At 63.2% G+C, this 21719-nt stretch carries 23 protein-coding genes; 12 read left to right on the top strand and 11 right to left on the bottom strand.

The genetic code is table 11. The features are described 5' to 3' along the window. Positions 1 to 119: 119 nt before the first annotated feature. The 3 genes from ACFKSJ_RS07395 to ACFKSJ_RS07385 are packed head-to-tail and all read right to left on the bottom strand — an operon-like array spanning position 120 to position 3178. Positions 120 to 677 carry a DUF7504 family protein gene (locus tag ACFKSJ_RS07395; protein WP_440949162.1) on the bottom strand — a complete coding sequence of 186 codons (558 nt, stop codon included), beginning with the start codon at positions 675 to 677 and terminating at the stop codon, positions 120 to 122. Further along, complete coding sequence (locus tag ACFKSJ_RS07390; RefSeq protein WP_440949161.1) at positions 677 to 1720, bottom strand: PAS domain-containing protein; 1044 nt, start codon at positions 1718 to 1720, stop codon at positions 677 to 679. Before ACFKSJ_RS07390 ends, ACFKSJ_RS07395 begins: the two co-directional genes overlap by 1 nt. 54 nt (positions 1721 to 1774) lie before the next feature. Continuing rightward, positions 1775 to 3178, bottom strand: coding sequence for a DNA-directed DNA polymerase II small subunit (locus tag ACFKSJ_RS07385; RefSeq protein ID WP_440949160.1), 1404 nt, complete (start codon positions 3176 to 3178; stop codon positions 1775 to 1777). An 84-nt stretch (positions 3179 to 3262) separates the two neighbouring features. Here ACFKSJ_RS07385 and ACFKSJ_RS07380 point away from each other — a divergent pair, with 84 nt between their 5' ends. Both ACFKSJ_RS07380 and cofH read left to right on the top strand, forming a co-directional pair. Further along, on the top strand, positions 3263 to 3973 hold the full coding sequence (locus ACFKSJ_RS07380; protein ID WP_440949159.1) for a S26 family signal peptidase: 711 nt from the start codon (positions 3263 to 3265) through the stop codon (positions 3971 to 3973). Between the two features lie 14 nt (positions 3974 to 3987). Beyond that, on the top strand, positions 3988 to 5082 hold the full coding sequence (gene cofH, locus ACFKSJ_RS07375) for a 5-amino-6-(D-ribitylamino)uracil--L-tyrosine 4-hydroxyphenyl transferase CofH (RefSeq protein WP_440949158.1): 1095 nt from the start codon (positions 3988 to 3990) through the stop codon (positions 5080 to 5082). A 31-nt stretch (positions 5083 to 5113) separates the two neighbouring features. Here the strand turns inward: cofH and ACFKSJ_RS07370 are convergent, their stop codons facing one another. Genes ACFKSJ_RS07370 through ACFKSJ_RS07355 form a run of 4 tightly spaced genes read right to left on the bottom strand, consistent with a single transcriptional unit; the run spans position 5114 to position 7049 of the window. Continuing rightward, the gene (locus ACFKSJ_RS07370; RefSeq protein ID WP_440949157.1) at positions 5114 to 5416 is read right to left on the bottom strand and encodes a YunC family protein; all 303 of its coding nucleotides are present in this window, start codon (positions 5414 to 5416) and stop codon (positions 5114 to 5116) included. 39 nt (positions 5417 to 5455) lie between these two features. Next, positions 5456 to 6004 (bottom strand): flavodoxin family protein, encoded by a 549-nt coding sequence (locus ACFKSJ_RS07365; RefSeq protein ID WP_440949156.1) that lies wholly within the window; start codon positions 6002 to 6004, stop codon positions 5456 to 5458. Positions 6005 to 6025: 21 nt separating this feature from the next. Next, positions 6026 to 6460 (bottom strand): GIY-YIG nuclease family protein, encoded by a 435-nt coding sequence (locus ACFKSJ_RS07360; RefSeq protein WP_440949155.1) that lies wholly within the window; start codon positions 6458 to 6460, stop codon positions 6026 to 6028. Further along, the gene (locus tag ACFKSJ_RS07355; protein ID WP_440949154.1) at positions 6450 to 7049 is read right to left on the bottom strand and encodes an MBL fold metallo-hydrolase; all 600 of its coding nucleotides are present in this window, start codon (positions 7047 to 7049) and stop codon (positions 6450 to 6452) included. Before ACFKSJ_RS07355 ends, ACFKSJ_RS07360 begins: the two co-directional genes overlap by 11 nt. Positions 7050 to 7074: 25 nt before the next feature. Between ACFKSJ_RS07355 and thiC the strand changes: the two genes are divergently transcribed. After that, a complete protein-coding gene (gene thiC, locus ACFKSJ_RS07350; RefSeq protein WP_440949153.1) occupies positions 7075 to 8376 on the top strand; it encodes a phosphomethylpyrimidine synthase ThiC in 1302 nt (433 codons plus the stop codon). A gap of 23 nt (positions 8377 to 8399) precedes the next feature. On the opposite strand, the gene purE is transcribed toward thiC, so the two are convergent. Then, positions 8400 to 8792, bottom strand: coding sequence for a 5-(carboxyamino)imidazole ribonucleotide mutase (gene purE / locus ACFKSJ_RS07345; protein WP_440949152.1), 393 nt, complete (start codon positions 8790 to 8792; stop codon positions 8400 to 8402). 123 nt (positions 8793 to 8915) lie between these two features. Between purE and ACFKSJ_RS07340 the strand changes: the two genes are divergently transcribed. From ACFKSJ_RS07340 to ACFKSJ_RS07310, 7 genes are all read left to right on the top strand, one after another. After that, a complete protein-coding gene (locus ACFKSJ_RS07340; protein ID WP_440949151.1) occupies positions 8916 to 10043 on the top strand; it encodes a pyridoxal-phosphate-dependent aminotransferase family protein in 1128 nt (375 codons plus the stop codon). Then, entirely contained in the window at positions 10040 to 10501 is a 462-nt protein-coding gene (ribC, locus tag ACFKSJ_RS07335) for a riboflavin synthase (RefSeq protein WP_440949150.1), read from the top strand. The genes ACFKSJ_RS07340 and ribC overlap by 4 nt, the downstream gene beginning before the upstream one ends. A 58-nt stretch (positions 10502 to 10559) precedes the next feature. Next, positions 10560 to 10976: a 6,7-dimethyl-8-ribityllumazine synthase gene (gene ribH, locus ACFKSJ_RS07330; RefSeq protein ID WP_440949149.1), complete on the top strand. Its 417-nt coding sequence runs from the start codon at positions 10560 to 10562 to the stop codon at positions 10974 to 10976. Continuing rightward, entirely contained in the window at positions 10973 to 12115 is a 1143-nt protein-coding gene (locus tag ACFKSJ_RS07325; RefSeq protein WP_440949148.1) for a pyridoxal phosphate-dependent aminotransferase, read from the top strand. The genes ribH and ACFKSJ_RS07325 overlap by 4 nt, the downstream gene beginning before the upstream one ends. An 88-nt stretch (positions 12116 to 12203) precedes the next feature. Continuing rightward, positions 12204 to 12983 carry a hypothetical protein gene (locus ACFKSJ_RS07320; RefSeq protein ID WP_440949147.1) on the top strand — a complete coding sequence of 260 codons (780 nt, stop codon included), beginning with the start codon at positions 12204 to 12206 and terminating at the stop codon, positions 12981 to 12983. A gap of 55 nt (positions 12984 to 13038) precedes the next feature. Then, positions 13039 to 13659 (top strand): FmdE family protein, encoded by a 621-nt coding sequence (locus ACFKSJ_RS07315; protein WP_440949146.1) that lies wholly within the window; start codon positions 13039 to 13041, stop codon positions 13657 to 13659. Beyond that, positions 13660 to 14976: a hypothetical protein gene (locus ACFKSJ_RS07310; protein WP_440949145.1), complete on the top strand. Its 1317-nt coding sequence runs from the start codon at positions 13660 to 13662 to the stop codon at positions 14974 to 14976. Here the strand turns inward: ACFKSJ_RS07310 and ACFKSJ_RS07305 are convergent. The 3 genes from ACFKSJ_RS07305 to cofC form a co-directional block, all read right to left on the bottom strand. Next, the gene (locus ACFKSJ_RS07305; RefSeq protein WP_440949144.1) at positions 14896 to 15732 is read right to left on the bottom strand and encodes an ABC transporter permease; all 837 of its coding nucleotides are present in this window, start codon (positions 15730 to 15732) and stop codon (positions 14896 to 14898) included. The two genes, ACFKSJ_RS07310 and ACFKSJ_RS07305, sit on opposite strands and share 81 nt — an antisense overlap. A 7-nt stretch (positions 15733 to 15739) precedes the next feature. Continuing rightward, on the bottom strand, positions 15740 to 16720 hold the full coding sequence (locus tag ACFKSJ_RS07300) for an ATP-binding cassette domain-containing protein (RefSeq protein WP_440949143.1): 981 nt from the start codon (positions 16718 to 16720) through the stop codon (positions 15740 to 15742). A 96-nt stretch (positions 16721 to 16816) separates the two neighbouring features. Then, positions 16817 to 17446 (bottom strand): 2-phospho-L-lactate guanylyltransferase, encoded by a 630-nt coding sequence (cofC, locus tag ACFKSJ_RS07295; RefSeq protein ID WP_440949142.1) that lies wholly within the window; start codon positions 17444 to 17446, stop codon positions 16817 to 16819. Between the two features lie 159 nt (positions 17447 to 17605). Here cofC and ACFKSJ_RS07290 point away from each other — a divergent pair, with 159 nt between their 5' ends. Next, the gene (locus tag ACFKSJ_RS07290) at positions 17606 to 18817 is read left to right on the top strand and encodes a hypothetical protein (RefSeq protein WP_440949141.1); all 1212 of its coding nucleotides are present in this window, start codon (positions 17606 to 17608) and stop codon (positions 18815 to 18817) included. Between the two features lie 114 nt (positions 18818 to 18931). Beyond that, entirely contained in the window at positions 18932 to 21664 is a 2733-nt protein-coding gene (locus tag ACFKSJ_RS07285) for a carbohydrate-binding protein (protein WP_440949140.1), read from the top strand. Positions 21665 to 21719: the final 55 nt, after the last annotated feature.

The following is a 21719-nucleotide window of genomic DNA, read 5'->3' as shown; positions in this document are numbered from 1 at the left end:
TATGGGTTTTGGCCCCCCAGTGCAGAACCGGGCGATCGCCGGCCATCCACGGGTCGGTACGGCACCCCATCCCGGTCCTTTGAAAACGGAAGGTCGCGGTCCGTCTGGCTGATCCCTGTTCAGGGATCCTGCATCTCGATCGTGCTGTCCGCGAAGGTGGTCAGCTGGGTCATCAGCAGGGGATCGAGCCCCTTCTCCACAGCCATGAAGATCCCGGCGACGTCCATCAGCCGGAGCTTGTTCGAGACGAAATGGATGAACTTGGAGATGTTCACCGACGAGAGGTAGATCAGCATCGTCGAGACCGAGTCGATCAGGATGCAGGTCTTCTGGTCTGCACGCTGTTTGAGCAGTTCGCTGACTGCGATCCCGATGTCGGTCAGGTTGGAGGGGTTGTTCACGTACCGGCACCGGGGGTCGGGGCCTGGGGTCGACCCGAGCGCGAAGGTTGTGATCGTATCGATGAAGGAGATCTGCTCGAGGTCGATGCCGTGTCTGGTGTAGACGCTCCGAAGAACCGCACACGGATAACTGGTCGTGATCACGATCACCCCGTACCCCTGTGCCGTCATCTCTGTGACGATCCTGGCATTGTTCTCGCGCAGCGCCGTCGCCGCCGAGAGGACGAGGAAGATCCGGTTCTCTGCGAGATCCTCGCTGGTGAAGTACTGCCCCATCAGTCTCCTCGCATCAGGAACTGGCGGTAGGCGTCCGGGATATCGTCGGCCCCCTCTGCGATCATCCGGTTCAGGTCATCGATGTTGGCGAGGACCTGGGTGGCGTTGCTGACCTGGACCCGGAGCAGCATCAGCGCCTGCTCAGGGGTCATCTCCCCTTCCTCGACGAGGGCGATCACCTGGGCCAGGTGATCCCTGATGATCGCGACCGGGTTCCGAAGCCGCAGGGCCGCCTCGGTCAGGTAGGCGACCAGGGCCCGTTCCGCCTTCCGCTGCCCGGAGATATCCCGGCAGATCCAGGAGACGCCGGTGATCGCCCCTGCCTGACCCAGGATCGGCGAGACCGAGAGCGAGACCTCCATCGGTGACCCGTCCTTCCTGAGCACCACCTGTTCGGTCGGGTGGAGCCGGTAGCCCCGGGTGATCGCCGCCAGCGTCGCGCTGAGCCCCTCCCGGTCCTCCGGTCTGACCAGTCTCTCCAGGGACGAGCCGATCATCTCCTCTCCGGTGTATCCTGTCAGCATCCCGGCGCCGGCGTTCCAGGAGGTGATCGTCCCGTCGGGGGTGCTGCCGACGACCGCACTCTCTGAGGAACTGACGATCGCGGCCAGGCGCGCCTCTGCCTCCTGCCCCTTCTTCAGGTCGGTGATGTCGGTCAGGATATGGACCGCACCGAGCAGTCTCTTCTGGTCATCCAGGATCGGGTCGACGGATGCGATGAACCAGCGGTCCTGGATCCTGACCTGATAACTCTCCCGCTGCATCGACGCTCTCATCCTCACGAACGGGCACCCCTCGCTGAAGGTCCCGGCTCCGTGCACGACCTGGTAACAGTGCCTCCCCCTGACCGACCCCGGCTCCATACCGGCCAGGTCTGCGGCGGCCTGGTTGGCCCTGAGGATCTCCCCGCTGGTGTCGAGGATATAGATCGGGTCGACGATTGCGTCGAAGGTCTGTTCCCAATTCTTTGCGGTGGCCCGGTACGCATCCATCCGCCCGTCGCTGCCGCTCTCCTGCTCTTCTCTGTTGATCGTGTCGCTCATGGTCTCGTCCCCCTCCGGTCGTCACCGTGCTCTTCTGTTTCACCCATCTACAGGTCAGGCTTCGCTGAAGTCATGGACCTGGTACTCCAGCGTCTGGAGGTCCACCTCGACGGCGCGGGCCGGGGTCGGGTTGATATTCATCTGCTTCTGGAACCCGGTCTGACCCTGCCAGGTCCCGGCATTGATCCCGAGCACCCCGCGGTACCGGGTGATCCCCATGATATGGACATGACCGGTCAGCAGGATCTCGGGGATCGGGTTGATCACCAGCCTGTCCTGTTTGGACGCGGCGATCGGCGTCCTCCTGCCGTAGGAAGGGGCCAGGTGCCGCCGCTGCAGCATCTCCTCCATCATCTGGCCGGGGTTTTCGTACGAAGCGCCGGGGATCAGGCTGATCATGTCATCGATCGACCGGCCGTGGTACATCAGCACCCGCACCCCCTGCAGGCTGATCAGGGCCGGGTTCTCGACGACCGTGCAGTTCTTCGGGAACGAACCGGTGAACTTGTCCGGAAAGGCCGGCTGCGGTTCGGCTCCGCGGACCACGTCGTGGTTGCCGGGCGAGACGACGATCTTCAGGCTCTCCGGCAGGTCGGCGAGCATCTCCCCGAAGGCCTGGTACTGTTCGTAGATGTTTCGAATGACCAGCTCCTGCTCCTGGCCGGGGTAGACCCCGATCCCGTCCACGACGTCCCCGGCGATCAGCAGGTACGAGACATCGGCGGTCTTGAGCCAGGTGGAGAACCGGTCCCAGGCCTCGGGGAGGAAGGTGTCGGAGCCGACATGCACGTCCGAGATCAGCACCGCCCTGCCAGGGGTCGGGCTTTTGAACGGCGCATGGGTCAGCGGGATGTCAGGCCTGATCAGCTGGTTCCCGAAGAAGAGGGTCCCTTCAGGCGAGAGGGTCCCCCGGACCCCGATCACCTCGTCTGGGATCAGCCGCTCTGCCTCTGAGAAGTCCGGCCTGTTCTTGTTGAAGAGGACTGCGATCGTTCCGGTCGGATCCTCGACCTGGACGATCTTGTGCCCCTTGGTCGAGGTCCGGGAGTCCCCGACCATCCCGATGATCGTGCACTCCTGCTGCTTGTACCGGGTCGTCTTCACCAGCGCCTCGATCGGCATCGCATGGGCCCGGGCCCTGACGATGGCGCCGAGCTGGTTGTACCGGTCCCGGAAGTAATGGACATAATCGTGGACACTGGTGACAGCCTCGGAGGTGCCGGCGGCGCCGGCCAGCACCTCCATTTCAGGATCGGCCAGGAACCGGGTCCCGTCCCGCTCTGCACGGAGTTTCGGGATCACCGCAGCTGAGACGACGACGGTCTGGTCGGAGGCGGCCGCGATCACCTGGTCGACGAGTGCCGGGTCGTTCTGCTCCTGGAGGTACCTGACTACGTCCGGGTGGACCTGCAGTTTCGTCTCGATGAACCGCTGCAGGATCTCGCTGGCCTTGAGCATCTGATCAGTATTGGACTGGCTGGTGGATAATGGTGTGGAAGAGGGTACCATTAATAGGGGGATCGACAAATTTAGCAGCAGACAATGTCAGGATCAAAGGATAATCCGGAGAAACCGTCGCTTCTGGCTGCACTCAGGACCAGTGAGGAGCCGAAGTTTTCGCTCGCCCGGGACCTCCTCTGGGTGGTCGGGGTCGTGGCCGGTATCGCACTCCTGCTCTTCCTGGTATCAGGGACCTGGCCGGCGGTCGTGACGATCGAGTCCGAGAGCATGACCCCGAACATGAACGTCGGGGACCTGGTGCTGGTCGTGCAGCAGGACCGGTTCGGAGCGTTGCAGACCTCGGCCGAGGGGGCCCTGACCGGGTACGGCAAGTACAACACCCTCCCGAACAACTCGGGGCAGATGGTCTACGGTGACGTGATCATCTACCGGCCGAACGGGAACACCGCGGTCCATCCGATCATCCACCGTGCGATCCAGTACGTCGACGACACCACGGCCGCTGCCACCTACCATGCCTCGCACGGGGGCTACATCACCAAGGGGGATCATAACCCGATCGAGGATCAGCAGGGTGCGTTCACCGGCGTCGGCCAGATCCAGCCGGTCAAGCCCGAATGGGTCGTCGGCAAGGTGCTCGTCGTGGTCCCGCTGGTCGGCCTCCTCCCCCTCCACCTCCCCGAGGTGGTGGTGGTGGTGGTGGTGCTGATGCTGGCCCATGAACTCTATCTCCGGTCGCGCAGGGATGAGTCAGAAGATCCGAAGCGGAAGAAAGGAGAGCGGAAACGCTGAGAGGAGAGAGAACGATGGATACCAAGACCATACTGCGTGATGTGCTGGCAGGCCGCCGGCTGACCGAGGCCGAGGGGCTGCATCTGCTCTCGATCCGGGGGCGCGAGATCTATACGGTCCTCGCTGCGGCCGATGAACTCCGCGAGGAGCGGGTCGGCGCTGGCGTCACCTATGTCAGAAATCAGAACCTGCATGTGACCAACATCTGCAAGAACCTCTGCGGGTTCTGCGGGTTCGGACGGCGGCCCGGCGATGAAGGGGCGTACCTGAACAGCCTCGACGCGATCCGGGAGAAGGCGTCGCTGGCCAGGGAACGGGGGGTCAGCGAGGTCTGTTTCCTCTCGGGGGTCCACCCGGACTTCACCCTCCAGTCCTACCTGGACATGATCGGGGCCGTCCACGCGGTGGTTCCGAAGGCCGACATCCACACCTGCAGCCCTGAAGAGGTCTCGTTCGTCGCAAAGAAGAGCGGCATTCCGACGGCCGAGGTGCTGGACCGGCTGCGGGCGGCCGGCCTCGGGACCCTGCAGGGGACCGCCGCCGAGATCCTTGTTGAGGATGTGCGGAAGGTGATCTGTCCGCGCAAGGTCTCTGGTGCAGAATGGATCCGGATCATTAAGGAGGCGCATGGCATGGGGATCCGTTCGACGGCCACCATCATGTACGGCTCCTGCGAGTCTGCCCGGGACCGGATCCGGCACCTGGGGATGTTGCGTGAGATCCAGGACGAGACCGGCGGGTTCACCGAGCTGGTCCCGCTGACGTACATCCATCAGAACACCCCGCTCTTCCAGGCGGGTCTGGCCTCAACCGGAGCCACCGGCGTTGAGGACCTGCTGCTGCTGGCCGTCTCGCGCCTCTTCCTCGACAACTTCGACCATATCCAGGTCTCCTGGGGAAAACTCGGGCTGAAGATGACCCAGATGGGACTCCTCTCAGGCGGCGACGACCTCGGCGGGACGATGTACGAGGACGATGTCACCGTGGACGCCGGGGCGAAGGATGCCGCGTACCTCGATCCCACCGAGATGCGCAGGATCTGCGAGGACCTCGGCCGGCCGCTGGTCGAGCGGAACACCGTCTACGAGCCGGTGCACCGGCCGTCCTGATAAAAAAATAAAAAAGGTTCTCTCTTTTTCCTCAGGCAAGGAGATCGAGCGCTTCCCTGCCGGTCTGCCCTTCTCTGACCCCGAGGGCTGCTGCGGCCGGGTTCACGCTCCTGATCGTGCCGGCGAGCAGGTCGTCGATCGTCTGGATGGACGGGCCGTTCGCCGGTCTCACCTTTGCCGCCGGATAGCCGAAGTTCTGCAGGGCGTCGATGTCGAAGGCTCCGCACCCGACCATCCCCTGATCTGCGATCACGGCGACGAGGTTCACCGGCCCTGCCGGGATGACGATCCCTCTTCCCTTCCCACCCTTCAGCGGGACCTCGGTCTCTGTCATAGGGAAGTACTCTCTGGCGTCATGCCCGATAAAGGATGATCAATCGTCCGGGCGGAGCAGGTGGACGATCGCGTCCCCGAGCCGTTCGGCCTCGCTGACGGCTTTTTTATCGTTCAGCACCTCGCCGGCTTTGAACCCGCGTCCGATCACATTCCCCACATAGGTGAACTGGTGGGTGTTCAGAAAGGCCTCCAGCGTCTCGATCGCCCGCTCAGCCCCCTTGTCCGCATGGACGGCGATGGCCACCCCGTGCCTCCCGATCAGCCGTTTATCGTGGTACAGCGAGTAGGTCCGGTCGATGAAGTTCTTCAGGTGGCCGCAGACCTCGTAGAAGTAGACCGGCGTCCCGATCACCAGCACCTGGGCGTCGATGATCATGTCGGCCACCTCCTCCCAGTCGTCCTCGAGGATGCACCGGTGTTCGGTGCTGCAGTATTCACAGCCGGTGCAGGGCAGGATCTCCTTTCCTGCCAGCGAGACGAAGTTCGTGGAGAGGCCGCCGGCACTGCACCGGTCGAGGACCGTATTCACCAGTGCCGCGGTGTTCCCGTGCAGCCGGGTGCTCCCGGATAGTCCGCATACATCCATGCCTGTCGATCGCCTCTCCTCTCATATCACTCTTCTGATCGCCGGCGCCAGGCCCAGCCCCTCCATGGCCGTGCAGACCTCGCCTGCCGGGTCCGACGGGCGGTAGAAGAGGTGCGACCCGCAGTGGCAGTCGCTCGATCCGAACTCCTGCACCGATCTCCCGCCGATGGCTGCTGCCAGGGCGCATTCGAGGGGGTCCGTCGTCTCTGCGGTGATCACCGCCGCCAGCCTGAATCGGTCGGAGATGAGCAGATGGTCGATGTGCCAGGTGGGGCGCCGGTCCCTGGCCGCCGCCAGCCGCTGGTGCCGATCCGCCCGGGCGAGCCCCCCCGGCCCGAGGGCGGAGCCGACATACAGGTGCCACCCCTCCTCAAAGGTCCGTTCCCCCAGTCTTCCGATCGAGAGGCTGGTCAGACTGTTCCTGAGGCAGAGGCAGTAGATCCCCTTACCAGCCACGTCTGCAGAGGACTGCGGCCGCTGCGATCTGCATGGCCCCGCCGTGGTCGACCGGTTCGCCATGGCCCGGATAGAGCCCCTCGACATCCAGCTTCTGCAGCGACAGCAGCGACGCTTCCATCGCCGCGGTCGAACCGGTCGGAAAGTCGGTCCTGCCGCAGGCCCCGTCGGTGAAGACCGTGTCCCCGGAGATGAGCAGGTGCTCCTCCTCAGAGTACAGGCAGATCGAGCCGGCGGTATGTCCGGGCGTCGGGATCACCAGCAGCCCGCCGATCACCTCGCCGCCCTGCAGTTTCTGGTCCGGTGCGATCCGGGGCGAGTGCTCGCCGAAGTGATTCGCCAGGGAGAGTTCGTCGCGGAAGAGCGCCTCGGCGTCGGCTGCATGGATGCAGACCCTGGCACTGCACATGTGAGCGATCTCCTTGAGATAGGCGGTGTGGTCGTAGTGGCCGTGGGTCAGGATGATCGTGCTGATCTGGTCCTTGTATCGTTCCACGGCCATCGGCACCACTCCTGCGTCGACGAGGACATCGCCAAAGAGGTAACTGTTGGCCTGTGCGTCCCGTCCCGGGATCCATCTGACTGGCATGCAGAATATTAAGGAGTCCTGACAAATGTGTGTTATGCATAGCCTGATCCACGAATGTCTCCATGGTGTGCCTCCTGAGGTCGAAGCCATAGCACGGGACGAAGGACTTGTACCCCGACAGGCCGCACGCGCCGTCGCACGGGGCAGGATCGCCGTGCTCGCCAACCCTCTCCGGCCACACCGGATCGCTGCGGTCGGCGAGGGGTGCCGGGTCAAGGTGAACGTGAACATCGGGACCTCCGGACAGCGGTGCGACCCGGCCCTTGAGATGGAGAAGGGGCGGGCGGCGCTGGCCGAGGGGGCCGACGCCCTGATGGACCTCTCGACCGGCGGGGACCTGCAGGCGATCCGAAAGGAGATCCTGACCCTCGACGCCCCGGTTGGGACGGTCCCGATCTACGAGGCGGTCCGGCGGGCCGGCAACGTCACCGATGTCGACGCCGACCTGCTCTTCCAGGTGATCCGCGAGCACTGCAAGCAGGGCGTCGACTTCCTGACCCTCCACTGCGGGGTGAACCTGCAGGCGCTCGATGCGCTGAAGTCGGACCCGCGGATCATGGGCGTCGTCTCCCGCGGCGGTTCGTTCCATGTCGCGATGATGCTCGCGAACGGCGAGGAGAACCCCCTCTATGCCGAGTTCGACTATCTGCTCGAGATCCTGGCCGACGCCGGCGTCGTGATCAGCCTCGGCGACGGGATGCGGCCGGGATGCATGCAGGACGCCGAGCGGCATGCGAAGGCGACCGAGTACCTGACGCTTGGAAGGCTGGCCAAACGCTCGCTCGCCGCCGGGGTGCAGCGGATGATCGAGGGGCCGGGGCACATACCGATCACGCAGGTCGGCTACAATGTCAAGATGATCAAGGAACTGACCGATGACGCCCCCCTGTACCTCCTCGGGCCGCTGGTCACCGATATCGGGGCCGGCTACGACCACGTGGTCGGTGCGATCGGGGGCGCGATCGCCTGTATGAACGGAGCCGACTTCCTCTGCATGGTCTCGCCGAGCGAGCACCTGGCCCTGCCGGACGTGCAGGACATCATCGAGGGGACCCGGGTCGCCCGCCTATCAGCCCATATCGGGGACCTGGCACGGGACCCGAAAGGGCATTTCATCCAGCGGGAGGTGCAGATGGCAGAGGCACGGCGGAGACTCGACTGGGACGAACAGTTCAAACTGGCCCTCTTCGGGGAGCGGGCGAAGGCGGTCCACACCCGTGACGGTGAGACAGAGACCTGCTCGATGTGCGGGGATCTCTGTGCACTCAAGATCGTGGACCAGCTGCTCCCGGCACCCGATCCGACTCCTGTCAAAAAAGAAGAGTAATATTTTTATTCAATTTTTTGCGTTCAGGTGTCTGCTGCGTGCAGGATCCTGATCGCCAGGTGCGCCGCATTGGCCCCGTTGTCGATCCCGACACAGGCCACCGGCACCCCTTTGGGCATCTGCACGATCGAGAGGAGCGCATCGAGGCCGCCGAGCGAGCCGCTGACCGGCACCCCGATCACCGGCCGGCTGGTCCGGGCCGCGATCACCCCGGGCAGCGCTGCCGAGAGGCCGGCGATCGCGATGAAGATCTGTGCATCGGAGGTCCTGACGTACTCGTCGAGCCGGTCGGGGTCGCGGTGTGCTGAGAGCACCTGGTAGTCATAGGAAATCCCTTCCTCGTCGAGGACGGTGGTCACCTTCTGTACGATCTGCTGATCAGAGGCAGATCCTGCGATGATCGATATAACTGCCATGGAAGACCTCCAGCTTATATTCATATTCTCCCATATATAGTGGTGGACGCACCACCGGTGCGTCGAACCCCGGGGAAGACCTGGCCGTGATCGCCGGTCTTCGGCTGGAATGGACTGATCCATATGGAGAACGAACCGTTACTGATGCTGCCAGGGCCGGTACCGATGCCTGAACGGGTCCGGTACGCCATGATGCAGCAGGCGATGAACCATCGCAGTGCAGCGTTTGGCGCTGTCTATGCAGACTGTGTAAAGACGCTGAAGACCACCTTTGGGACCACCAATGACCTTGTAATCCTCTCGGGATCCGGGACCGCTGCGATGGAGGCCGCGGTCGCCAACTTCGGAAAGGGCAAGCAGATTGCGTCGCTGGTCAACGGCAAGTTCGGCGACCGGCTCTGCAAGATCGGGGCCCTGTACGGGACCTCGCACGAGGTCGCCTCTGAGTGGGGGACCCCGCTGAACCTCGACCTCCTCGCCGAGAAGCTCGAGAACGGCGCCGAAGTGGTGACCCTGGTCCACAACGAGACCTCTGCAGGGATCAAGAACCCGGCAGTTGAGGTCGGGAAGCTGGCACGTAAGCACGATGCCCTCTTCATCATGGACGGGATCACCTCGATCGGCGGAGACCTGGTCGAGGCCGATAAATGGGGCGTCGATATCGCGCTGGTCGGCTCCCAGAAGTGTCTGGCCGCGCCGGCCGGGCTGGCCGCCGTCTCGGTCTCGGAACGGGCCTGGGGACGGATCGCCGAGCAGAGGCCGTTCTACCTGGACCTCGCCGCATACCGGAAGAACGCCGCCAAGACCCCGATGGAGACGCCGTACACGCCGGCGGTCCCGCTCTTCCTGGCACTCCGCGAAGCCTGTGCCATCATCGAGGAGGAGGGCCTTCCCCACCGGATCGCCCGGCACGCCCGGATGGCCGAAGCGGTCAGGGCAGCCGTCGGCGCCTGGGGGCTCTCGCTCTTCCCGACGCTCGACCAGTACCATGCATACTCGAACACCGTCACCGCCGGCAGGATCCCGGACGGGATGACCGACGACGACCTCCGCGGCCCGGTGAAGAAGATGGGAATCATCATCGCCGGCGGCCAGGACCACCTGAAGGGGAAGATCTTCCGGATCGGGTCGATGGGTGCGGTCAGCGCCCCCGAGATCCTGGCCACGCTCGCAGCCGTCCAGTACGCGCTGAAGAAGCACGGCCTTGCTGTCGGCGACGGTGTCGGTGCTGCCGCCGAGGTGCTGGGATGAGGGTCGGGGTGGCTGACACCACCTTTGCACGTGTGAATATGGGGGCGATCGCGATCGATGAGCTCAAGCGGCACGCCAGCGTCGCCGTGGAGCGGTACACGGTCCCGGGGGTCAAGGACCTCCCGGTCGCCTGCAAGAAACTGATCGAGGAACGGCGGTGTGACATCGTGATGGCGCTCGGGATGCCCGGGGGCAAGGACAAGGACAGGATGTGCGCCCACGAGGCATCACAGGGCCTGATCCATGCCCAGCTCCTGACCAATCACCACATCATCGAGGTCTTCGTCCATGAGGACGAGGCTGAGAACGACGCAGAACTGGCCTGGCTCGCCGAGCAGCGGACCCGGGAGCATGCCGTCAGCGCGATCAGGCTGATCCTGGCCCCGAAAGAGCTCGAGCGGGACGCCGGCACCGGGCAGCGGCAGGGTTTTGCCGATGCCGGGCCCGCCCGCAGGTGAGGGTCACAACGACTATATGGATATCAGAGAGATACAGAAAACCAGGGAGTTTGAAGATATGGCGATGAAGGCAATAAAACTTGGATTTGTGGTGGCAGAGTTCAACCGTGACATCACCTACATGATGGAGATCGAAGCACGCGAGCACGCGACCTTCCTCGGCGCCGAGGTGACCGAGTGCATCTACGTGCCGGGGGCGTACGACATGCCGCTCGCGATCAAGAAGATGCTCACCGACGGCCGGGTCGACGCCGTCGTCACGATCGGATGCGTGATCGAGGGAGCGACCCAGCACGACGAGATCGTGGTGCAGCATGCGGCCCGGAAGATCATCGATCTCTCCCTTGAGTTCAACAAACCGGTGGCGCTGGGCATCTCCGGCCCCGGGATGACGAGGATGGAGGCGACCGAGCGGATCGACTATGCAAAGCGGGCGGTGGAGTCAGCGATCAAGATGATCCAGCGGTTAGAATGAGACCGCTCTCGGCGAAGATCGGTGCGCTGGCCCCCTCGGCCACCATCGAGATCTCCAATACCGCCAAGAAGATGAAGCAGCAGGGGATCGATGTGATCAGCCTCAGCATCGGTGAGCCCGATTTCGATACCCCTGATCATATCAAGCAGGCGTGTATCAGCGCCCTGCTGGCCGGGGAGACCCACTATGCCCCCTCGGCCGGCACGCCGGCCCTCCTCTCTGCGATCGCAGAGAAGATCAGCGGGGAGAACAATGTCCCCTGCACCCCTTCCGACGTGATCGTGACCTGCGGGGCGAAGGACGCGATCTACGAAACGTTCGAGGCGGTGCTGAACCCCGGCGACGAGGCGCTGATCCTCGACCCGTCCTGGGTCTCGTACGAGCCCGGTGTCCTGATCGCCGGCGGGACGCCGGTCCACCATCACCTGAACGAGGAGACCTTCCAGGTGGACGACACCCTGCTCGAACAGGTCACCCGCAAGACCCGGATGATCGTCGTCAACTCTCCTTCGAACCCGTCCGGTGCGGTCTTCACCGACAGGTCGCTCCGGATGATCGCCGACCTCTGCATCGACCAGGACCTGATCGCCCTTTCCGACGAGATCTACGAGAAACTGGTCTATGGCGGGGCAGTCCACCGGTCGCTTGGATCGATGCCCGGGATGGCCGACCGGACGATCACCGTCAACGGGTTCTCGAAGGCCTACGCGATGACCGGCTGGCGGCTCGGGTACGCCGTGGCTCCGCCGTCCGTCCTCGCACAGATGATCAAGGTGCAGCAGCACACCATCAGCCATCCGGCCACCTTCGCGATGGCCGGCGGGGTCGCTGCCCTGACCGGGGATCAGTCCTGCGTCGAGGCGATGCGGGTCGAGTTCGATCGCCGCCGGCAGTACCTGCTCGGGGCCCTGGCAGACCTCGGGTACAGCACGGCCCCGGCCGAGGGTGCGTTCTATGCCTATGTGAAGACCGGCGGCGACGACCTCGCCATCGCCAAACGGTGGCTGATGGAGGCGCATGTGGCCGTCACCCCCGGCACCGCCTTCTCCACCCCCGGCTGGCTCCGGCTCTCGTACGCGGCCTCGCTCGAGACCCTTAAAACGGCGGTCGAACGGATCCGGGCCCTGGACGGGGACTGATCCGAAACGACGGAAAAACCGTCCCTTTTTTATCTGCAGTTTCAGATACACTCTCCAGCGACAGGCTGTCGGCCTGTCAGGAGAGCAGATGCCGTTTATCTATTATGCCCAGGAATGCGCACCGTACTTCAACGACTATTCGAACCGGCTGATGTCGCAGCTGGCTGTGCAGGGTACCGAGATCACCGGTCAGCAGAAGAGCCCCGGCCTCGTCACGATGGAGGTGCAGCACGTCGACGAGCAGGGGTCGCTGGCGCTGACCACCGAAGACCGGAGTGTGAAGGTCACCTACACGGTGAAAAGGTACCGGCGCGAGATCGAACGCGGGCTGGTGGGATCCCTTGCTGGGGGTGCCATCGGCTCGGTGCTCGGGGGTATCGGCGGGCTGCTGCAGAAGAGCGAAGGGGTCGGGGACCTGCTCGGGGGGGCGCTCGGCGGTGCCACGGCCGGCGGGGCCTGGGAGGCCTATCAGGGGTATGACCAGTCCAAACAGGACCGGTCCGCCTTCGCCGCCCTCCTCGGCGAGGCCTCGAAGACGGTCGAGGACGAACTGCTGGAAGCCCGGCCGGCCCAGATGTCGACGCCGGAATCCGTGGGGGGGGCTGTTCGGGATCCAGAGAAGGAGGACGAACTCAGGTCAGACCTCGACGGCCTGTACGGCGACATCCTCGCCGTCCAGGAGGATATCCTCCTTGCAGGGGATGAAGGAGTTGATGTTTCGAAACCAAAGGTCCGGGCCGAACGAGCCGAAGGGCTGTATCACGAAGCGCTCGAGGCGCTCGAGGGGCGGGACTACACCCTGGCCGGTGCCAAGCTCCGGGCCGGCCAGCGTATGGTCGAGAACGCCCGTTCGACCCTCTCGGAGTGAGGGAACTGAGGCTGAAGACAGATCTTTTATCTGGCCGGATCGACCATCTCTCTCCATGAGTATGCATCACCACGCACCAGCCCACCTCCCCACGTTTGAAGAAGCGGTCGCCTTCCATGGCCACCTGTGTCCGGGACTGGCGCTCGGCTACCGGGCGGCCGTCCTCGGCATGACGGCGCTCGGCCCCCGGCGGTCCGAGGACGAGGAGATCGTGACGGTCGTCGAGAACGACGCCTGCGGGGTCGACGGGGTGCAGGTGGTGACCGGGTGCACCTTTGGAAAGGGGAACCTGATCTTTCACGACTACGGCAAGCATGTGTACACGTTCATCAATAGAACGACCGGGGACGCGGTCAGGATCGTCACCAGGGCCGACTTCTCGACCGGTCAGATCGATCCGCAGTTTGGAGACCTCCGGGAACGGGCCAGGCGGGCGGACGCCACCCTCGCAGACCAGGGCCTCTACGAAGAGCACCTGGCCGGCGTCTGCACTGCGATCCTGACGATCGACCCGGACCGGATCTTCCTGATCACCCGTCCTGTCGTTACGCCGCCGGCTGAGGCCAGGATCTACCGGTCCCGCCCCTGTGACACCTGCGGTGAGCTGGTCGCCGAACCGAAAGGGGTTCACCTGGACGGCCGGTTCCTCTGCGTCCCGTGCTCGCGGAACGACTGAATGGCCGACAACCCCGCCCCCCTCGTCCTCCTCTCGTTCATCGACCGGTCAGGGTCAGAGCCCGGGAGCAGTACCGTGTACCGATGGGGCGACCGGACCTGTGCCTGTGCAGACCTCCATGCTGCCCTGGTCCGGTTCTTCGAGCCAGACCGGGTGGTCCTCTTTGGGGTGGGGGAAGGGCCTGCACCCGCCTCTCCGGGCGGGACTCCAGTCCGATGGCAGGCGATCCCTGCCGGTCAATCGGAGGCCGACCTCTGGACGGTCTTCTCGCTCTTCTGCAGTGCCGTCGACGCCGGCGACCGGGTGATCGTGGAGATCAACACCGGCAGCCGTCCTCTCGCGTTCGTCACCTTCGTGGCGGTCCAGTACCTGCGCGAGACGAAGGGAGTGCAGGTCGAGCGGGTCTGTTCGGTTGCTCCCGGCCCCGGCGGAGAGGCGCTGGTCCAGGACCTTTCGGCCTTTGTCGCGGTCCTGGACTGGATGCGGGGGGTGCATGCGTTCACGCAGCATGTCGACGCAGCCGACCTCGCGGCCCTGATGGGCATCGTGCAGAACAGAGCCTACCGGGATGGGACCGGGCATCCGCTCAGTCTCAAACCATGGGGTCATGCCCTCTCCCTCTTCACCCAGGCCGTCCGGCTCTCGCGTCCGCGGGAGGTGATGCATGCCGCCGATATCCTGACCACGCACTACGCCGAGGTGACCGCCGAGGTGCACCAGCTGATTCCACCGCTGGCGCCGGCGATGGACCGGTTGCAGGAGGCGACCGCGATGGGGCGTGGCGGTTCGCCGGACCTGCTCAGCTGGGAGTCGCTCTCGATCGGTCTGAACCTGATCGAGTACCAGTGCCGGCACGACCTGCTCATGCAGGCCGTCACCCTGGCCCGGGAGTGGTGCCTGAACTACCTGATCCTGGAGCTCGACTATCACCCGGACCAGTGGCTGGTCTGGGAGGTGCGGGATGAGATCGGACGGACGATCACCGGGGCCGCGCTGGAGGTCCGGCACCACCCTTACGAGGGGACCACCCTCTCGGCCGGGTTCGCCCGGCTCGAGCAGAAGGAGGACCTGGTCGCGCTCTGGATCATCCTCGCCGACCTGCGCAACGATATCGCTCACTGCGGGATGAACCTGCAGCAGAAGAGTGCCGCGACGATCCAGGGCCGGACCGGGGATATGGTGAAACGGCTCCGGGACCTGGTCGTCGGGTCGTCCTGCCGGGTGACAGGGGGCCGGTCAGGTGATGACCGCTCCCCGGAACTTCCACCAGGCGAGGGTGAAGGTGGCGATGGCGAAGGCGATCAGCCCGAGGAATGAGATCAGGATGTCCGTCGGGGTGTAGACGAAGTGGAGGCCGATCGCCGTGAAGTTGTCGCCGATCGCAAAGTACCGGATCCCGTTGATCATGTGGGTCAGCGGGTTGACCGCAGAGACGAGCTTGAGAATCTCCGGGAACCCGTCGATCGGGTAGAGGGCGTTGGAGGCGAAGAAGATCGGCATCGTCATCAGCGTGGTGACCCCCTGCAGCCCCTCCGGCGACTCCATCGACATCGAGATGAACGCCGAGAGGAAGAGGAACCCGAGGGCGAAGACTCCGACGAAGAGCAGGATCCCGAGCACGGCGAAGACCGTCTGGACGGCTGTGTAGCCGACAAAGAACTTCACGCCGAGCAGCAGCCCGAAGAGCATGATCACCATGGCCTGGATGAACGACTTGGTGACGCCTGAGAGGCCGATTCCGATGATGATGTTGTTCCGGTTCATCGGGGATGCCAGGATCTCCCGCATCAGCCCCCAGTTCTTGTCGAAGAGGAGGACGATCCCCCCGAAGAGGCTGGTGAAGAGGGTGGTCATGGCGATCACGCCAGCGGCGATGAAGGTCATGTACCCGACCTGGACGACCCCGGGGAAGGCCGGCGCCATCCCTGCCAGCCGGTCGAAGTTGCTGGACATCGCGACCCCGAAGAACGCGAGCCAGAGGGCCGGCTGGACCAGCGATGAGATCAGCAGGGCCTTGAACCTGACGAATCTGAGCATGTCCCGCCAGTAGACGGTTGTGAATCCAGTATCCATCTTCAGTTCACCTCCTCACCCTTCGTGCCTGTGGCTGGTATCTCGGCTGTTCCTCGTCGCGCAGGTCCTTTCCGGTGTAGTGCATGAAGACATCGTCCATCGACGGTTTTTTCAGGTTCACGGCGGTCAACCGGATCCCCTCTTTCTGCAGTGATTCGAGGATCCCCGGCAGCAGCCGGGTGCCGTCCTCGGTGATCATCACCAGCAGCCCCTTTCCCTTCTTCTTCACCTCACGGACACTCGGGCTCTCTCCGACGATCCGGGCGGCCCTCTCATTGTCCGTGGTCTCGATGAAAAACATGTCCTGGCCGAGGGTGTTCTTCAGTTCCCAGGACCTTCCCGAGATGATGACCTTGCCGTGGTCGATGATATCGATATGGTTGCTGAGCTGGTCGGCCTCGTCCATGTAATGGGTGGTCAGAAAGATGGTGGTCCCCTCCTCGTTCACCTCGCGGAGGTACTCCCACATCCTGGTCCGGGTCTGCGGGTCCAGGCCGATCGTCGGTTCGTCCAGGAAGAGGACCGCCGGCCTGGTCATCAGCCCGCGGGCGATCTCCAGCCGGCGCTTCATCCCGCCGCTCAGGTTCCTGGTCAGGTCGTCCCGTTTCATCTCCAGTTCGACTAGGGTGAGCAGTTTTTCGGTCCGCTCCCGACGGTCCGCCCGCTCGAGCCCGTACAGCCTCCCATGAAACTCGAGCGTCTCCCAGACCGTCATGTCCCGGTCCAGGGTCTCCTGCTGGAAGACGATCCCTATCGACTTCCTGACCTGCACCGGGTCTCTGGCCAGGTTATAGCCTGCGATGGTGACCGATCCCTGCTGCAGCCGAAGGAGTGTGGTCAGGACATTGATCACGGTGCTCTTCCCGGCCCCGTTCGGTCCCAGGAATGAGAAGATCTCCCCCTTCTCCACCGAGAAACTGATATCGTCCACCGCCACAAAGTCCCCGAACTGGTGACTTAAGTGCTGCACCTCTATGATATGCTCCACATCATCCCTCGAACTGGTGTTGTCATCCTGATCACTGGCACGCAGGGATACCAAGGGCCTTGGGTAATAAAAAAATGCTGGTGAGCCGGGGCTCTATCAGGGTGAGGGGCGGGTGACGCTGACCCTGCCCTTCATACTGACCGGCTGGAATCCGAACGACCTGAGCAGGGCCGCGCTCTCCCCGGTGCCATGGATCAGCAGGTCGACCAGGTCGTCCTCCTCGTCGATGTCCACATACAGTCGGAACGAGTCGATCACCTCCAGCGAGAGGTTTCGGTCCTCTGCGATTCTGCAGTGCTTCATAAAACTCTGGCCATAGTAGTCGGTCGAAAAGGAAGATCCCTGCTGCAGAAAGATCGCATTGGTCCCGCCGCCCCGCCCCGGCACGATCGCGACGTCGGCCCCGGAACTGATCACCGCGGTGACCGCTTCCTTTGTGGCGAGCGGGATGTCCGCCATCATGATCAGCACCGGGCCGGCCTGGTCGGCGAGGAGGGTGTTGAGCGCGGTGCTCAGATCTGCGTCGGTGACGCTGACCCGAGCGCCGGCCACGGAGTACGGTGTGGTGGCGAGGACGAGCGGCGTGCACCCTGCAGCAGTCACGGCCTCGAGGACGTCGGTCAGCATCGCGGCGGCGAACCGTTCCCGCTCTTCCCTGGTCAGGATCCCGCTCAGCCTGGACTTGGGATTCATCGGCCGGAACGGGATCACTGCAAGCGGAGTCATCAGAGATTAGATTCACCGGCTATACCAAAAAAGGGATCGTACCGGTGTCGGCTCAGCGCGGTTGATATAGATCGAGGCTATATTAGTATTCTGTGAACTCTTCCCCTGCAGAGTCCTGCCCTGTGGCCGGCTGCTCTCAGGTGGAAGAAGGGGATATACATGATTTTGAGACGAGCAGGAGCGATCAGGATCGTTCTCCTCTGGCTGGTTGTGCTCTGCACGGTGGTGATGGTCAGCCCCGCGGCAGGGGCGGGCGAGGTGAAGATCGGGACCTCGGAGAGCGTTCAGGGGCACCCTTCGATCTCCGGGGACCGGATCGTCTGGCAGGACAACCGGAACGGGAACGAGGACATCTATCTCTGGAATCTGGCGACCCAGACCGAGACCCGTATCACGACCGATCTGAACGACCAGGAGAACCCTTCGATCTCAGGGAACTGGATCGTCTGGGAGGACTACCGGCACGGGGTGAACCCTGAGATCTATCTGTATGATCTCACGACCCGGACCGAACGGCAGATCAGCTGGAGCGGGGACGAGAACTATCAGAAGCAGCCTGCGGTCGACGGGACGAAGGTCGTCTACATGGACAGTATGAACGGGTTCTACAACATCTACATGTACAACGTGGAGACCCAGCGGAGGAGTTCGCTCAACGAGGACTCCAAGACCCAGTGGCAGCCGGCGATCTCCGGGGACGATGTGGTCTGGATCGACTGGACGACCAATATCCTCTACCTGTACAGCATATCGGCCGGGGGGCAGCCGATCGCCGTGACCGACGGGAATACCGGCCCGAAGGCGCCGGCGGTGGATAACGGCCGGGTGGTCTGGGCGGATTTTGTGAACGGCAACGATGCTGGGATCTTCCTCTATGACCGGGCGACCGGGATAAAGAAGTGGCTGACCCCGATTCCGACCAACCAGGACTACCCGGTCATCTCGGGAAATACGGTCGTCTGGGTCGACGACCAGGCCGGCACCTCCAATCTGTACCGGTATGACCTGACGACCCGCCAGGCCACCCGGCTTACAAACGGCCCCGGGAACCAGTACTCGGCGTCGATCGACGGAGACCGGGTCGTCTACGTGGACGACCGGGGGATGAACCCGCACGTCTATATGTCGACGATCGGCAGCATCCCGCAACCAGTGGTGGTGAATGGGCAGACGAAGCTGCCGACCGATACCGATCACGACGGGCTGTACGAGGACCTGAACGGCAACGGAGCCCTCGATTTCAACGACGTGGTGATCTTCTTCAACCAGATGGATTGGATCGGCGAGAACGAGCCGATCGCCGCCTTTGATTTCAACGGAAACGGTCAGATCGACTTCGATGACATCGTCAGGGTCTTCAATCTGATGTAGTCGATATATACGTTAGTATTATAAATTCGGGGAATTTAATCCCCGTTTTAAAAAAATCTCTCCTTCAGGGACATGGTGATAATCTATATGTAGGAAGAGGAGAGTTATGTTACTATGAATATTCTGAGCCGTACAGAGTTCCGGAGGTCTGCCCTCCTCCTGGCTCTGATACTACTATCTGGATGCCTGCTGATACCAGGGGCATTCGCAGTCACGATATCGACCGGCACCTATCAGATCGATACTGCCGGTAATACGACCACCATTCCTATTATCATGGATGAGGCACCCAACGGGTTTGCCTATTACAAGATCCAGGTCGCTCTCACGAATCCGGATGTTGCAACGATCACAGGCTGCTCGTTCCCATCTTGGCTGGGACTGAACCTGAATTCTGCACTCCCGGCTACGAGTGTGGTGATTCGGGGAGGAGATCTTACAAAAGCCCATGTCACGCCAACGGATAAGAATATTCTTCTCGCCACGCTGACCGTAAAGGGCACTGCAATCGGAACGACGCCGATCACGGTGACCGTCTCCCCTCCAACCTATGTGGTTCAGGATACGGACGTCAATAATTACGCCGTCACGACCCCTGCCGGCCAGCTGACTGTCGGGACCCCGACCACGCCTACGACGGTGACCCCGACCCCGACCGTGCAGCCCCCGGTCGCTGACTTCTCAGTCGACAAGATCAATGGGACAGCACCGCTGACCATCAAGATCACCGATGCATCGGTGAATGCGACCACGGTCAAGTACAACCTCGGGGACGGCACCTCTACCGGCGCAACCGCTCCGGGCGGAGTCCTCTCCTACACCTACACCACAGTCGGCACCTTCACGCTGACCCAGACCGCGACCAACCCGACCGGGTCCACGAACAAGACGGTGACCATAACGGTTGTGGCAGCACCGACAACGACCCCGACGGTCACACCTACGACGCCAACAGTAACGCCTACCACCCCAACCGTTACGCCTACGACGCCAACAGTAACGCCTACCACCCCGACCGTTACGCCAACCGCGACGGTCACTGTTACACCCGGTGCCCTGACTGCGGACTTCCAGGTGGCGACCACGGCAGGCAGCAACCTGGTCAAGATCACCGATAAGTCGGTGAACGCGACGACGATCAGGTACGACCTCGGCAACGGCGTCTCCACCAAGAATATGGCAGTGCCCGTTCCGGTGCTCTCCTACTATTACGTCACCGCCGGCACCTACACGATCACCCAGACCGCGACCAGTGCGGGCGGACAGACCGCCACCAAGCAGGTGACAGTGACCGTCGGCGGTGCTCCAACCATCTCCACGACCACGGCGACCACGACCATCCCAACGACGACCACCGTCGTTCCGACCGTCACGGTCACGCCCGGATACCCGGTGCCTGACTTCACCCTCACCACCCCGAGTTCGATGGGCATCCAGATCATCGACGCTTCGGTGGATGCGACCTCGGTGAAGTACGACCTCGGCGACGGCACGACCACGGCCTATCGGAACTTCCGGTACACCTACTGGCAGGCCGGAACCTACACGATCACGTTGACCGCAACCAATGCGATGGGCTCGTCGGTGAAGACGATCCAGGTGACCGTGCCGGCAACCCCCACGACCACCACCACGACGACGGTCGTAACGACAACGACCACCACGACGACCGCCACACCCGGCGGTCAGCAGCCATACAATGGACCGCACAACGCTCCTGGTGTGATCCAGGCGGAGGACTATGACCTCGGCGGATCGAGTGTCGGCTATATGGACACCACCGCCGGCAATGCCGGAAAGGCATACCGGCAGGATGACGTCGATATCGAAGCAGGCGGAAGCGGCTACGATGTCGGCTGGGTCATCAACGGCGAGTACCTCGTCTACTCTGTCGATGCAGCAGCCGACGGCGACTACACGGTCACCCTCAGGGTCGCCAACCCCGACGCCCAGGCAAAGCAGGCAACGGTGACCGTCGGCAACGCTGCGACCACCGTCACGGTACCTTCGACCGGTTCGTTCGACACCTATGTCGACGCCACGGCTGCAGGGACTATCCACCTCGAACAGGGCAGAAACATCCTGAAGGTGACCTTCGGTCTCTCACGGATGAACCTCGACTATATCACCCTCGGGACCTGCTCGCAGCCGACCCCGACGGTGACCACCACGGCAACGACCGCACAGCCAACCGTGACCACGACAGCAACGACCGCCCAGCCGACCCCGACCGTCACGACGACGGTCCAGCCGACCGGCACCCCGCTCTCGACCCCCTACTATATGATCAGCATGGTCCCAGGGCATGTCGAGTCATACTCCTATGACAACGGCGGTGAAGGGGTTGCATACCATGACACCACCACGGCCAACCTCGGCGGCAAGCTCCGTTCAGACGGCGTGGACATAGAGTACAGCCAGGCGGATGCCGGCTACAACATCGGCTATGTCGTCGGTGGCGAGTGGCTGGTCTACTCGGTCCAGATCGACACCGCAGGAACCTACACGGTGGCCATCAGGGCATCGAACCCTGACAGCACGGACAAGCATATCGTCCTCTCGCTCGAAGGGAGCAGCACACCGCTGGCGACCGTGACGGTCCCGTCGACCGGCTCGTTCGATAAGTACCAGACCATCACCACAACCGTGCAGATGCCTGAAGGCAGACACTGGCTGAAGCTGAGCTTCCCTGAGAACCGCATGAACGTCCGGTTCATGGACTTCACCCGCGGGGCATCGACTGGTATCCCCGATCAGGCCGTCCTGACCGCCTCGGTGGAGACCACCACCCCGGTGGAGAACACCACCCCAGCAGAAGCACAGAACAACACCACGATCAAGGTCTGAACCTCGGTTCAGGTCCTCTTTTTTTCTTACCGTCCTGCGGCAGTTTGATAGCGAC

Origin of the sequence: Methanosphaerula subterraneus (assembly GCF_052055875.1) — an archaeon.
In the GTDB taxonomy this organism is placed as follows: domain Archaea; phylum Halobacteriota; class Methanomicrobia; order Methanomicrobiales; family Methanospirillaceae; genus Methanosphaerula; species Methanosphaerula subterraneus.
This window is presented reverse-complemented; position numbering and strand designations above follow the sequence as displayed.